General features: G+C 32.9%; 17 protein-coding genes. 1 reads left to right on the top strand and 16 read right to left on the bottom strand.

The annotated features are described in order from the left end of the window. Nucleotides 1–138: 138 nt before the first annotated feature. The gene (locus NSU06_RS04075; RefSeq protein WP_017175139.1) at nucleotides 139–534 is read right to left on the bottom strand and encodes a single-stranded DNA-binding protein; all 396 of its coding nucleotides are present in this window, start codon (nucleotides 532–534) and stop codon (nucleotides 139–141) included. 193 nt (nucleotides 535–727) lie between these two features. Between NSU06_RS04075 and NSU06_RS04070 the strand changes: the two genes are divergently transcribed. Continuing rightward, nucleotides 728–1,168 carry a YwpF-like family protein gene (locus tag NSU06_RS04070; protein WP_049420261.1) on the top strand — a complete coding sequence of 147 codons (441 nt, stop codon included), beginning with the start codon at nucleotides 728–730 and terminating at the stop codon, nucleotides 1,166–1,168. Nucleotides 1,169–1,217: 49 nt separating this feature from the next. Here NSU06_RS04070 and fabZ read toward each other — a convergent pair whose 3' ends face one another. From fabZ to glyA, 15 genes are all read right to left on the bottom strand, one after another. Next, on the bottom strand, nucleotides 1,218–1,655 hold the full coding sequence (gene fabZ / locus NSU06_RS04065; protein ID WP_002448673.1) for a 3-hydroxyacyl-ACP dehydratase FabZ: 438 nt from the start codon (nucleotides 1,653–1,655) through the stop codon (nucleotides 1,218–1,220). 27 nt (nucleotides 1,656–1,682) lie between these two features. Beyond that, nucleotides 1,683–2,948 carry a UDP-N-acetylglucosamine 1-carboxyvinyltransferase gene (murA, locus tag NSU06_RS04060; RefSeq protein WP_049419939.1) on the bottom strand — a complete coding sequence of 422 codons (1,266 nt, stop codon included), beginning with the start codon at nucleotides 2,946–2,948 and terminating at the stop codon, nucleotides 1,683–1,685. Nucleotides 2,949–3,054: 106 nt separating this feature from the next. Further along, nucleotides 3,055–3,285 (bottom strand): DUF1146 family protein, encoded by a 231-nt coding sequence (locus NSU06_RS04055; RefSeq protein WP_017175136.1) that lies wholly within the window; start codon nucleotides 3,283–3,285, stop codon nucleotides 3,055–3,057. Nucleotides 3,286–3,598: 313 nt separating this feature from the next. Continuing rightward, nucleotides 3,599–4,000, bottom strand: coding sequence for a F0F1 ATP synthase subunit epsilon (locus tag NSU06_RS04050; RefSeq protein WP_002448708.1), 402 nt, complete (start codon nucleotides 3,998–4,000; stop codon nucleotides 3,599–3,601). Nucleotides 4,001–4,021: 21 nt separating this feature from the next. Next, on the bottom strand, nucleotides 4,022–5,434 hold the full coding sequence (gene atpD / locus NSU06_RS04045; RefSeq protein WP_017175135.1) for a F0F1 ATP synthase subunit beta: 1,413 nt from the start codon (nucleotides 5,432–5,434) through the stop codon (nucleotides 4,022–4,024). A 21-nt stretch (nucleotides 5,435–5,455) separates the two neighbouring features. Next, complete coding sequence (atpG, locus tag NSU06_RS04040) at nucleotides 5,456–6,322, bottom strand: ATP synthase F1 subunit gamma (RefSeq protein WP_017175134.1); 867 nt, start codon at nucleotides 6,320–6,322, stop codon at nucleotides 5,456–5,458. A 31-nt stretch (nucleotides 6,323–6,353) separates the two neighbouring features. Continuing rightward, entirely contained in the window at nucleotides 6,354–7,862 is a 1,509-nt protein-coding gene (gene atpA, locus NSU06_RS04035; RefSeq protein ID WP_017175133.1) for a F0F1 ATP synthase subunit alpha, read from the bottom strand. An 18-nt stretch (nucleotides 7,863–7,880) separates the two neighbouring features. After that, complete coding sequence (locus NSU06_RS04030) at nucleotides 7,881–8,420, bottom strand: F0F1 ATP synthase subunit delta (RefSeq protein ID WP_017175132.1); 540 nt, start codon at nucleotides 8,418–8,420, stop codon at nucleotides 7,881–7,883. Continuing rightward, on the bottom strand, nucleotides 8,420–8,950 hold the full coding sequence (locus NSU06_RS04025; protein ID WP_017175131.1) for a F0F1 ATP synthase subunit B: 531 nt from the start codon (nucleotides 8,948–8,950) through the stop codon (nucleotides 8,420–8,422). Before NSU06_RS04025 ends, NSU06_RS04030 begins: the two co-directional genes overlap by 1 nt. Before the next feature lie 86 nt (nucleotides 8,951–9,036). After that, nucleotides 9,037–9,249, bottom strand: coding sequence for a F0F1 ATP synthase subunit C (gene atpE, locus NSU06_RS04020; protein WP_002448651.1), 213 nt, complete (start codon nucleotides 9,247–9,249; stop codon nucleotides 9,037–9,039). Nucleotides 9,250–9,281: 32 nt separating this feature from the next. Continuing rightward, entirely contained in the window at nucleotides 9,282–10,007 is a 726-nt protein-coding gene (atpB, locus tag NSU06_RS04015; RefSeq protein WP_002448665.1) for a F0F1 ATP synthase subunit A, read from the bottom strand. A 28-nt stretch (nucleotides 10,008–10,035) separates the two neighbouring features. After that, on the bottom strand, nucleotides 10,036–10,383 hold the full coding sequence (locus NSU06_RS04010) for an ATP synthase subunit I (RefSeq protein WP_017175130.1): 348 nt from the start codon (nucleotides 10,381–10,383) through the stop codon (nucleotides 10,036–10,038). Nucleotides 10,384–10,530: 147 nt separating this feature from the next. Further along, nucleotides 10,531–11,676 (bottom strand): non-hydrolyzing UDP-N-acetylglucosamine 2-epimerase, encoded by a 1,146-nt coding sequence (wecB, locus tag NSU06_RS04005; protein ID WP_017175129.1) that lies wholly within the window; start codon nucleotides 11,674–11,676, stop codon nucleotides 10,531–10,533. A 19-nt stretch (nucleotides 11,677–11,695) separates the two neighbouring features. After that, nucleotides 11,696–12,325, bottom strand: coding sequence for a uracil phosphoribosyltransferase (gene upp, locus NSU06_RS04000; protein WP_017175128.1), 630 nt, complete (start codon nucleotides 12,323–12,325; stop codon nucleotides 11,696–11,698). A 24-nt stretch (nucleotides 12,326–12,349) separates the two neighbouring features. After that, the gene (gene glyA / locus NSU06_RS03995; protein WP_017175127.1) at nucleotides 12,350–13,588 is read right to left on the bottom strand and encodes a serine hydroxymethyltransferase; all 1,239 of its coding nucleotides are present in this window, start codon (nucleotides 13,586–13,588) and stop codon (nucleotides 12,350–12,352) included. Nucleotides 13,589–13,608: the final 20 nt, after the last annotated feature.

Here is a 13,608-nt window from a genome sequence, read left to right as displayed (position 1 = left end):
AATGAGTTGTATCTAATGTCTTATACATAGTTAAAGAGGTCGGAATATTTATACCGACCTCTTGAGTATATTTGAGTATAATTGAAAGACTTATTTTATATTAATTGGAAAGGTTTGGAGTATTAAAAATAGAGAGTTTTATTTTATATTCATTAATTCGAGATTATCAAATGGATAAGTGTCTGTATTTAGTGAGCTATCTGAGAGTTTTTCATTATTTAATTTAGGGGACATAAATTTAATTGTTTCAACATATAATTCTGTGACAAAGTGAGTTTGTTTTTCCTTTTCATATTTACGAGAACGCATTTGGCCAGTAATACCTACTAAAGATCCTTGAGAAGTATATTTTTCAATGTTGCTGGCCATCTTACCAAATGCTTTACAAAATATATAATCACACGCTATTTCATCATTTTCATCTTTATAATTACGTTCAGTAGCCACACTAAACGTTGCGATTTTCACCTCCTCATTATCATAAATTTTTGCATCTTTAGTCATACGACCAACGATTACTATCTTATTTAACATGTGTCACCTCCTTATATCGTTATATTAAATAGAATTGAATATAACGTCAAAAAGCTATTTTTTTAGATTTCTTCCCTTTTTAGTATTAATATCTGATATATTTAAGAAAAATATTAAGATATGAGACGACTTATTTAACAAAAAAACAATAATCATATAATTTAAAAATGTTTAAGAGTATGGGAGACATGTTATGAAGACTTTTAAAGCAGTTCGATTCCAAATAGTAAGCGATGATAACAGGATTTCAGAATTTGAACTTTATGATGGTGTTATTATAAATAAAGAGAATAGTGGTACAGGTTGGCTTCTAGAAATTGTAATTTCAGATACACATTATGATATCATGCAAAAATTTTATGAATCACAAACAGTATTAGATATCAGAGTGGTAATTACTAGACCTTCTAACGATCCAGCATTGTTTGATGCAACAATAAAACATATCTCTCTATTTGAAAAGAAAATATCAATTATTTTCGATTGTCATATTTATACACATCGTCAGGTATACGCAGAAACACTATTAGAACAACTTATTGATGAAGGATTATCAGGAGAAGAATTAAAAATTACATTTAACAGAATGATGCAATCTAAACCGAAATTAAAAGAAGAAAAATTTGAAAGATAAAAATAGAGTAGTAACGAAACGAATGATTTCGCTACTACTCTTATTTTAATTACGCATCTTGAATAGCAAAAGTAAGTTCACAACTACAAGCAAGTTGTCCATCAACAGTAGCTTTTGCTGTACCTTTTCCAATAGGACCTTTAATTTTTGTAATTTCAACTTCTAACATTAAAGTATCACCAGGTGTCACTTGTTTTTTAAATCTACATTTATCAATCCCAGCAAATAATGCAATTTTACCTTTATTTTCTTCACTATTTAACATAGCTACCGCTCCAGTTTGTGCCAAAGCTTCTGTAATGAGAACGCCAGGCATAACTGCATAATCAGGAAAATGTCCTTGGAAAAATGGTTCGTTTCCTGAAACTTGTTTTAAACCTACACAACGCTTTCCTTCTTCATATTCAACAATACGATCAATAAGTAAAAAAGGTTGTCTATGAGGAATGATTTTTTTTATTTCATTATAATCAAAAATTGTTTCCATAACTATTACCTCAAATCTATTTAAAAATTAGTCATCGACTCTTTTGATATCTGCACCAAGTGATTTTAACTTCTCATGGAAATTAACATAACCACGATCTAAGTGTTTAAGCTCTGTCACTTGAGTTGTACCTTCTGCCACTAAACCAGCCAAAATAAGAGCTGCGGCTGCTCTTAAATCCGTAGCTTTTACTTGAGCACCTTGTAGTTGACTTTTACCTTCTATTTTAGCACTTCTACCTTCTACATTAATATTAGCATTCATTCTTCTAAATTCTGCAACATGCATAAATCTATTTTCAAATACTGTTTCAGTTACCACTTTATGGCCTTCAGCTGTTAATAATAATGCCATCATTTGTGATTGCATATCTGTAGGGAAACCTGGATGAGGCAGTGTTTTAATATCTACAGGTTGAAGTTCACCATTTGTAGTAACATGTACACCTTCCTCATTAAAATCGAGGTTAACTCCCATTTCTTCTAATTTATAAATTAAACTTGTCATATGTTCTTTAACAGCACCTTTTACAAAAACATCTCCTCTTGTAATTGCTGCTGCGATAATAAGTGTACCTGCTTCAATACGATCAGGTATAATTGCATGTTCAACGCCCGTTAATTTTTCAACACCATGGATAGTAATGGTATCTGTACCAGCACCAACAACGTTACCACCCATTTCATTGATATAATTAGCTAAATCTACAATTTCAGGTTCTTTAGCTACATTTTCGATAACTGTTTTTCCTTGTGCTAAAGAAGCACCCATTATAATATTTTGAGTTGCACCTACACTTGGAAAATCTAGATGAATATTTGCACCTTTCAATCCCTCTTTAGTGCTTGCGTATATATTTCCGTTTTCTAAATGAATTTCTGCACCTAAGGCTTCAAAACCTTTGATATGTTGTTCAATTGGACGAGCACCAATTGCACAGCCACCTGGTAATGCAACGATTGCATGACCTAAACGTGCTAATAAAGGTCCCATTACTAACACACTTGCTCTCATTTTACTCACATATTCATAAGGCGCTTCTTCATTTAGTGTAGCAGAAGCATCAACTGTAACTGATCTGTTTTCTTTATCATAATCCACTTTAGCATTTAAAGTAGATAAAACATTATTGATAGTAACAACATCACTTAAATCTGGCACATTGGTTAATTTACTTTGTCCTTCAGACGCTAATAACGATGCTGTAAGGACAGGTAATACAGCATTTTTAGCTCCTTCTACTTGAACTTCACCAGTAAGGCGATTGCCTCCATTTATAATTATCTTATCCATATTAATCCTCCACATTAAACTCCTATTTCTTATAACATTTCCCATTTTGAATTACTTATTTAATTAGTATATCTACATTTTTAGTTAATTAGTAGAAATTCATTTTTTAAAATAAATATTTAATTTGTGTAGAATACTGTAATAAATCCACGATAAAGTTACTTACTGCAGTACCCATTAAAATTGCTAAGAAAATCATACACACTTGTAGTTGTGTTGAATATCCTTTTTTAAAAAATTGATCTAATCTGAGAGAATGTAATGCCCAGTACGCAATACATATACATATTACATGTAAAAATAGATGTATTATTGCAAATTGCCCAACATATTCCATTCTTTTCTCTCCTTAAAGATTTCTGTAATATATTGTACATTAAAAAAGTTAATAATGATACATAAGAACGTTACGATATTTAATAAAAGTAACTAAAATAAAAATTTAAAGTTATTATCATTCTAAGTTCTTTTATTTACAATAAAAAAAGAGCTTGAAACACCATTAAATGTCTCAAACTCTTTTAATATATTAAGAATAATTAACTAAACCAATAATATTTTAATATCTGTTACTTTTTCATTAACCATTCTCACTAAATTGAAATAATATATTCATCATAAATATTATCCCACATCATTTAATTTAATCATTATTTTAATTCAGCTACACGCAGACGGTTTTCCGCTCTAGCTAATGCGCGTTTAGCTCGGTTAATGTCACTGTTATCCTCTTCATCTAAATGAGACTGAGCTCTTTGACGAGCCAACTTAGCTCTTTCTACATCAATCTCACTAGCTGTTTCAGCTGTTTGAACAATGACAGATACTTTATGTTGTCTAATTTCAACAAAGCCACCACTAACAGCTATATACTCAGTACCATTCTTAAACTTAACTTTAATATGGCCTATCTTTAATGCGGCAACTGTCGGAATATGTCCACTCATGATACCTATTTCGCCCGCAGTAGTTTGAAATACAACGAGTTCAACATCATCTTTTTCGTAGACTGAACCATTAGGAGTGACAATATCAAGATTTACTGTGTTCATTATCTTTACCTCCTAATTAGTTTAAACTTCAACACCCATATCTTTAGCTTTAGCAATAACATCATCCATACTTCCAACTAAACGGAACGCATCCTCAGGAATATGATCATATTTACCATTTAAGATATCTTTAAAGTCCGCTACAGTTGTTTTAACTGGAACATAAGAACCTTTTTGACCAGTAAATTGTTCAGCCACATGGAAGTTTTGTGATAAGAAGAATTGAATTCTACGCGCACGTTCTACTGTTAATTTATCTTCTTCAGATAATTCATCCATACCTAAAATTGCAATGATATCTTGTAATTCTCTGTATTTTTGTAATGTAGATTGAACTTCACGTGCAACTTCATAATGTTCTTGTCCAACAATAGATGGTTCTAAAGCTCTAGAAGTTGAAGCTAATGGGTCTACCGCAGGATAAATACCCATTTCAGTTAATTTACGTTCTAAGTTTGTTGTTGCATCTAAATGCGCGAACGCAGTTGCTGGTGCTGGGTCAGTATAGTCATCGGCAGGAACGAATACTGCTTGAATTGAAGTGACTGAACCTTTATTAGTAGATGTAATACGTTCTTGTAATTGACCCATTTCAGTTGCTAATGTTGGTTGATAACCTACAGCTGAAGGCATACGTCCTAATAATGCTGAAACTTCAGAACCAGCTTGAGTAAAGCGGAAAATATTGTCAATGAATAAAAGTACATCTTGACCTTGTTCATCACGGAAATATTCAGCCATTGTCAATGCAGATAAAGCAACACGCATACGCGCACCTGGTGGCTCATTCATTTGTCCAAATACCATGGCAGTTTTATTGATAACGCCACTATCGCTCATTTCATAGTATAAATCGTTACCTTCACGAGTACGTTCACCTACACCAGCGAATACAGAAATACCACCATGTTCTTGAGCGATATTATTGATTAATTCTTGAATTAATACAGTTTTACCTACACCGGCACCACCGAATAAACCAATCTTACCACCCTTAATATAAGGTGCTAATAAGTCTACAACTTTGATACCTGTTTCAAGGATTTCTACTTCAGTAGACAATTCATCAAAATTAGGTTGACGACGATGAATTGGATCACGTCTAACAGAACTATCTATTTTTTCATTTAAATCTATTGTTTCTCCTAAAACGTTAAACACACGTCCAAGTGTTTCTTCACCTACAGGAACACTAATATCTTTACCAGTATTCACAACTTGCATACCACGTTGAACACCATCAGTTGAATCCATTGCAATAGTACGAACAACATCATCACCTAATTGCAATGCAACTTCTAATGTTAATTTGAATGTGCCATCATTTTTAGGGACTTCAATAATTAGGGCATTATTAATTTCAGGGACTTCATTATGTTCGAATCGAACATCAATTACAGGACCCATAACCTGAGTTACACGGCCATTACCCATGTTGTTTCCTCCTTTAAAATATTATTCAAGTGCGGCAGAACCACCAACAATTTCTGTAATTTGTTGAGTGATTTCAGCTTGTCTCGCTCTATTATATTGTAATGATAAGTCATCAATAAGTTCAGTTGCATTATCAGATGCATTTTTCATTGCAGTCATACGTGCTGCATGTTCACTAGCCTTAGCATCAAGAATCGTTCCATAGATTAAACTTTCAACGTATTGTGGAAGAATAACTCTTAAGATTGAGTCTTTATCTGGTTCAAATTCATATGACGACATTTGACCTTGGCCTTGACTAGAATCTTCTTGAGATAATGGTAGAACTTGTTTAACAGAAGGTTTATTTTCAAGAACACTAACATAGTGGCTATAATAAATCTTAAGTTCATCAATATGTTCTTCACTGAATAAGTCAATCGCATGCTTAGCGATAGCTTGTATTGATTTAAATGAAGGTTGATCAGGTACATCAACAAGTGAACTTTCAACTTCATAACCTCTATTTTTAAGGAAATCAACACCGGATTGACCTAAAACAATAATGCTATATTCATCACTATTTGTATGTTTTTCTTTAATGTCATTGACTAGTCGTTTAAGCACATTCGAACTATAAGCACCCGCTAATCCTTTGTCACTTGTAATAACCAGGTAACCACTACGTTGAATGTGTCTTGGTCTTAACATTGGATGACTTGAATTTTTACTTGCGCCTGCAATAGCAGTTATCGCATCTTGCATTTTTTCCATATAAGGTTCGAATTGCTTAGTATTTTTTTCAGCTCGACGTAATTTAGAACTTGAAACCATGTTCATCGCTTTAGTAATCTGTTTCATTTTTTTCGTCGATTTAATACGACTATCTATCTCTTTAAGAGAAGCCATTATCTCACCACCTTTTTGATTTAAAGTTTAGTTATTCAGACTTGCTAAAACTTTTCTTAAATTCATTAATAGCTGATTCAAATTTAGCATCATCAGGAAGGTTACCAGTTTCTCTGATTTCTCCTAATAATTCTGAAGCATTTGATTTAGACCAACTATTTAATTCATCTTCAAAACGTGTAATGTCTTCTACAGGAATGTCATCTAAATAACCTTTTGTTAAGGCATAAATAATTAACACTTGATTTTCAACAGGAAGTGGTTTGTTTTGATCTTGTTTTAAAACTTCAACCGTACGTTTACCACGTTCTAATTTTCTAGCAGTATATTCGTCTAAATCAGAACCAAATTGTGCAAATGATTCTAACTCACGATAAGATGCTAAATCTAAACGTAATGTACCGGCAACTTTTTTCATTGCTTTAATTTGTGCTGAACCACCAACACGTGATACAGACTGACCGGCATTGATCGCAGGTCGTACACCTGAGAAGAATAAATCAGATTGTAAGAAAATTTGTCCGTCAGTAATTGAAATTACGTTAGTTGGAACATATGCAGAGATATCTCCAGCTTGTGTTTCAATGATAGGTAAAGCTGTAATTGAACCGCCACCTAATGCATCGCTTAATTTAGCTGCTCTTTCTAACAATCTACTGTGTAAGTAGAAGACGTCCCCTGGATATGCTTCACGACCTGGAGGTCTGCGTAATAATAATGATAATTCACGATAAGCTGCTGCTTGTTTAGTTAAATCATCATATACAACAAGTACATTTTTTCCATTAAACATGAACTCTTCACCCATTGTTACTCCTGAATAAGGGGCAATGTATAATAATGGTGCTGGTTCCGCTGCTGATGCAGATACAACAATTGTGTAGTCTAAAGCACCAGCTTGACGTAATTTTTCAACGTTTGCACGTACTGTTGAATCTTTTTGACCAATAGCTACATAAATACAAATTGTATCTAAACCTTTTTGGTTTAAAATTGTATCAATACCAATCGTTGTTTTACCTGTTTGTCTATCACCAATGATTAACTCACGTTGTCCACGACCAATTGGTACTAATGCGTCAATCGCTTTAATACCAGTTTGTAATGGTTCATCAACTGATTTACGATCCATAACACCTGTTGCTTTTTGCTCAACAGGGCGTGTCTTAGTTGAATTGATAGGACCTTGTCCATCAATTGGTTGACCAAGTGGATTTACAACACGTCCGATAAGTTCTTCACCTACTGGCACTTCCATGATACGGCCAGTACGTTTAACTTCGTCGCCTTCTCTAATTTCACTATAAGGTCCTAAGATTACGACACCCACATTTGATTCTTCAAGGTTTTGTGCTAAACCAAGCACTCCATTTGAAAACTCTACAAGCTCACCAGCCATACAATCATTTAATCCGTGAATTAATGCAATACCATCACCAATTTGAAGGACGGTACCTACATCATCAACAGACATTTCTGACTCATAGTTTTCAATTTGTGAGCGAAGTAATGCACTGATTTCTTCAGCTTTGATGGCCATCTATGTCACTCCTCTTTTTTAATTAACTCTTTTAAATTTACGCTCTATTTGTTCTAAATCATTTTTTATACTGCCATCTAATACAGTAGTCCCAACTTTTGCTCTAAAACCGCCAATTAAGTTAGGATTTATTTTAGTTGTAATATGTACTTTAGACAATTTAGTTTTGTTAAGAATTACTCTTTCAATACGAGATAATTCTTCTTCATTCAATTGATATACAGATTCAACCAAAGCATCACCTTGATTATAATGATGGTCATACAAATGTTTAAATTCTTTAAAGATAGAATGGATAAGCGCTAAATGACGATTATTTGCTAAAATCATTAGCATATTTTTTAAGTAATAGTTCGCATCCCCAAATACAATACCTGCGAATTTACGTCGTTCAGAAGCAGGCTGATTAGGATTTGAATCAATTGCTTTTAAATCATCAATGTAATTTAAAGTTGCATGACTAACTTCTTGTAATTCTTCATACATTAAATCTAATCGATCTTTATCTATAGAGACATCAAATAAAGCTTTAGCATATTTTTTTGCTACATCTGCCATTATTTATCGCCTGCCTCTTTAAGATACTTATCAACGAGACCTTTTTGATCTTGTTCTGAAATTTCTTTTTGTAAAACTTTAGAAGCTATTAAAACAGATAACTCAGAAACTTGATTATTAATATCTGCAAGAGCGCGTTCTTTTTCACTGTTGATTTCACTTTGTGCTGTTTCAATCATACCGTTTGCACGTTCATGTGCATCTTTAATAATTTCTTCATGTTGTTTACGTGCTTGAATTCTTGCATCTTCAAGAATATGATGAACTTCATCTTGTGTTTCTTTAAGTGTCTTTTTATTTTCTTCTTCAAGTTTTTGTGCATTCAATTTTGCTTCTTCAGCTTCGTCAATATCTCTATTGATATCGCGTTCACGTTTATCCATTACTTCTTTTAATGGACCCCAAGCAAATTTTTTCAATAACGCTAATAGGATTATAAATGTAATAATTGTAACAATTGTTGTTCCCCATTCAACGCCACCTGTAGTTGCACCTAAAACAAATGAATTAGTTAATGCGTTCACTGGCATTTGACACTCCTTTCATTATTAATCATCACTTTGCCACTAAATAAAACGAATGGCGAAGATCAAAGAGACTTCGCCTCGAACATTTCTTATCTGAATAATGTCATGAATGAGATAACAACGCCGATGATTGGTAATGCTTCAACTAAACCAATACCAATGAACATAATACTCATTAATTGACCACGTGCTTCTGGTTGACGTGCTACACCTTCAACTGTTCTAGAAACAATAAGACCGTTACCGATACCAGCACCTAATGCTGATAAACCGATTGCAATTGCTGCTGCGATTAAACCCATATTAATAATTCCTCCTAAAATGTTTGTTTATGTTAATGTGCGTCCGCAACTTTATGGGACATGTAAACCATAGATAGCATAATAAAGATATATGCTTGGATTGTACCGACAAAGATTGAGAATCCTTGCCATATAATTAAGCCAGGAATACTAATTATCCAGCCCCAGCCGTTTTGGAAAAACAGGCCAGCTAATAGTGATAATAGTAACTCACCAGCAAAAATATTACCGTAAAGACGTAAACCTAGTGTTAATGTTGAAGAGAATTCTTCAAAGACATTAATAATTGCTAATGGCCAGAAAGGTTTAAAGTAATTACCAACATATGCTTTTGTTCCACGCATTTTAACACCATAGTAATGTGTTAATAAAATCATCATCGTAGATAACGTCAACGTTACAGTCGCGTCAGCAGTTGGAGATTTCCACCATAAATAATGATCATGTGTAACAATTGCAAATGGTAAACCTAGCATATTGGCAACAAAAATAAATAAAATTAATGTTACCGCCAAGAAGTGAAATTGACCACCTTTTTTCCAAGCCATGTTACTCTCAATAATGCCTCTTACAAAATCGAAAATCCATTCGATAAAGTTTTGTTTGCCACTAGGTCTTTTCTTAAGATTACGCGTACAAACAATAGCTATTATAAAAACAATAATAGCAGTAATAATAAGCATCATAATACTTGCTAAGTTGAAAACAATATCAAATCCAAACACATTCCAACTTACGAGTGGGGATTTGTGATCCATGTACTCACCTCTTTCTGTATATAGTTTACTATTTTAGCAAGAGAGGGCGAAAAATGATTAATACATAAGAAATCATAAGGCCTATCATTATACCAATGATATTTACATTCTCTTTAAAGACAACCCATACTATACATGCAATAATTGCGACTAAGTATCTCCATACATTACCTGTAGAAATATGTATATTATCTGGTTGTTTTGCCCTAGAAAGATATATCTCAAAAATGTATGTGTTGATTAGAGACCCAAGTGTCCCAATTATTAAGCCTAATAAAAAAGAATTAGATTTAATAAAATACAAAATACTTAACAATATTAAAAAATAAATGTAATATTGAATGAATTGTCTAAATATGATGCTGAACCGTTTCATTCTTTGTGCCTCCAAAACTTATGACAATCATGGAAACCGTTCCACTCATACAATTTCAATAATAATATAGGGTAATTTATGTGTCAATTCTATTCAAATTGTTGTTTAAATTAACACCAATATTGTCATAAAATGTTCACAAATAAATCAACAATTTTTTAACTTTTCAAATTCTTTAGGTATTTCTTCAGTTAATCCTAAATAGTATTTAATACTATCACATATACGTTCAGATGCCTTTCCATCTCCATAAGGATTTTGAGCATAGGCCATATTATTATAAACTTGTTTGTTCTTTAATAATTTTCTTATTTCTTGATACACATGTGTATACTCTGTTCCAATTACTTTTAATGTTCCAGCTTCTACACCTTCAGGTCTTTCAGTTACATCTCTAAGAACTAAAACTGGTTTATTTAATGATGGTGCTTCTTCTTGAATGCCTCCAGAATCAGTCAAAATTAAATAAGCATGATTAGCAAAATTATGAAAATCGACAACATCTAATGGTTCAATAAGCTCTATCCTTGGATGATTTTCTAAATAAGCGTATGATAGTTTTCTAACTTCGGGATTCATATGTAAAGGAAAAACTACTACAACGTCTTCAATATCTTCAACGATATCTCTAACTGCTTTGAAAATATGTTCCATAGGTTTTCCAATATTCTCTCTACGATGAACGGTCAGCAATACAATTTTTTTATTTTTATGCTTTTCTATCAACTCAGAAGTATAATTTTTATTAATTGTAAAATTTAGTGTATCAATGGCAGTATTGCCAGTAATCACTATAGATGTCTTATCTTTATTTTCTTGAATTAGATTGCGTTTTGCACCAATAGTAGGAGCAAAGTGTAAATCGGCAATGTTACTAACCATCTGCCGATTTATTTCTTCTGGAAAAGGCGCATATTTATTCCCACTTCTAAGACCAGCTTCTACGTGGCCTACAGAGGTATGATTATAAAATGCTGCTAATGCGCCAGAAAAAGTAGTTGTTGTATCACCATGAACAAGTACCATATCTGGACATTCTTTTTTCATAATTTGCTCAAGTTGAATAATAGATTTAGCTGTTATTTCTGAAAGAGTTTGCCCTTTTTTCATGATATTCAAATCATAATGTGGTTTTATGTTGAATGTTTTTAAAACTGAATCAAGCATTTCTCTATGTTGAGCAGTTACAACAATAATTGGTTCTAGCATTGAATCTTTTTCAAGTGCTTTAACTAAAGGTGCCATTTTAATTGCTTCCGGTCTTGTACCAAAGACTGTCATAATCTTTCTCATAATATTTACTCCTATAGTACTATTTAGTACCAAATAATCTATCCCCAGCATCTCCTAAACCAGGTGTAATATATGCTTTTTCATTAAGTTTTTCATCTAAAGCTGCAATATAGATATCAACATCTTCATGCGCTTCTTGCATTTTTTCAACACCCTCAGGTGCAGCAATTAAACACATAAAACGAATATTCTTTGCACCTCGATTTTTTAGTGAATTGATTGCTTCGATTGCTGAAGCGCCTGTAGCTAACATTGGATCAACTACTATAATTTCACGTTCATCGATATCTTGAGGTAATTTAGCAAAATATTCTACTGCTTTTAATGTTTTAGGATCACGATACAAACCAATATGTCCTACACGAGCAGCTGGAACTAAGCTTAATACACCATCTGTCATCCCTAATCCTGCTCTTAAAATAGGTACAATTGCTAATTTTTTTCCAGCTAATCGTTTTGCTGTCATAGTTGTTACAGGTGTTTCAATTTCTACATCTTGCAATTGTAAATCTCTTGTAACTTCATATGCCATTAGCATACCTACTTCATCAACAAGCTCTCTAAATTCTTTTGTTCCAGTATTTTTATCACGAATGTAACTCAATTTATGTTGAATGAGTGGGTGATCAAATACATGTACTTTACTCATAATTCATTTCCTCCATTTATGTTGTTATTCATATAGCGGATATTGTTGAGTCAATTGTTTTACTCTATCACTAGCTTCTTTCAATTTTGCTTGGTCATTTGAATTTTTTAATGCTGTACTGATAATTAAAGCTACTTCTTTAAATGCTACTTCATCAAAACCACGCGTCGTTGCAGCAGGAGTGCCTAGTCTAATTCCACTTGTAACGAATGGTTTCTCCTGATCAAAAGGTATTGTATTTTTATTACATGTAATACCAATTGAATCTAATGTTTCTTCAGCCTGTTTACCCGTTAAATTAACTGATTGTTTCACATCTACTGAAATTAGATGATTATCTGTACCTCCTGAAACAATTCTAAATCCTTCATTTTGAAGTGTTTCAGCTAAAGTTTTAGCATTTTTAATGACTTGTTCTTGATACACTTTGAAATCTGGTTCTAAAGCTTCTCCAAAAGCAACAGCTTTTGCAGCAATCACATGTTCTAGTGGTCCACCTTGAATTCCAGGAAATATTGTCTTATCTATCTCTTTTTTATACTTTTCCTTGCAAAGAATCAGGCCTCCACGTGGTCCTCTCAACGTTTTATGAGTTGTACTGGTAACAAAGTCAGCATATTCTACAGGATTAGGATGTAATCCAGTTGCTACTAAACCTGCAATGTGTGCCATATCAACCATTAATTTAGCACCAACTTCATCAGCAATTTCTTTAAATTTCTTAAAATCTAATTGTCTAGAATACGCTGACGTACCAGCTACAATTAATTTAGGCTTATGTTTCTGTGCCAATTCACGAATTTCATCATAATTAATTCTTTCAGTTTCTTTATCCACGCCATAATCGATAAAGTTATAAAACTTACCACTAAAATTAACTGAAGCACCGTGAGTTAAATGACCACCATGACTTAAATTCATTCCAAGCACAGTATCTCCCATCTCTAAAGCAACTAAATACACTGCCATATTAGCTTGAGAACCTGAATGGGGTTGTACATTTGCATGTTCAGCTCCGAATAAAGCTTTGATACGTTCAATAGCTATTGTTTCCGTAACATCAACATATTCACAACCACCATAGTAACGACGACCTGGATAGCCTTCTGCATATTTATTTGTCATTACAGATCCTTGCGCTTCCATTACCGCTTCTGAAACGAAGTTCTCTGAAGCAATGAGCTCAATATTATTGTTTTGACGGTTGTATTCATTTTGAATCGCTTCATAAATAATGTGATCTTGTTCTTTAATATAAGACATATATTCCCCTTCTTCCTTTA

Origin of the sequence: Staphylococcus sp. FSL W8-1270 (assembly GCF_038007165.1) — a bacterium.
GTDB lineage: Bacteria > Bacillota > Bacilli > Staphylococcales > Staphylococcaceae > Staphylococcus > Staphylococcus hominis.
The sequence above is the reverse complement of the archived record's forward strand: the minus strand, read 5'-3'. Positions and strand labels throughout refer to the sequence as shown.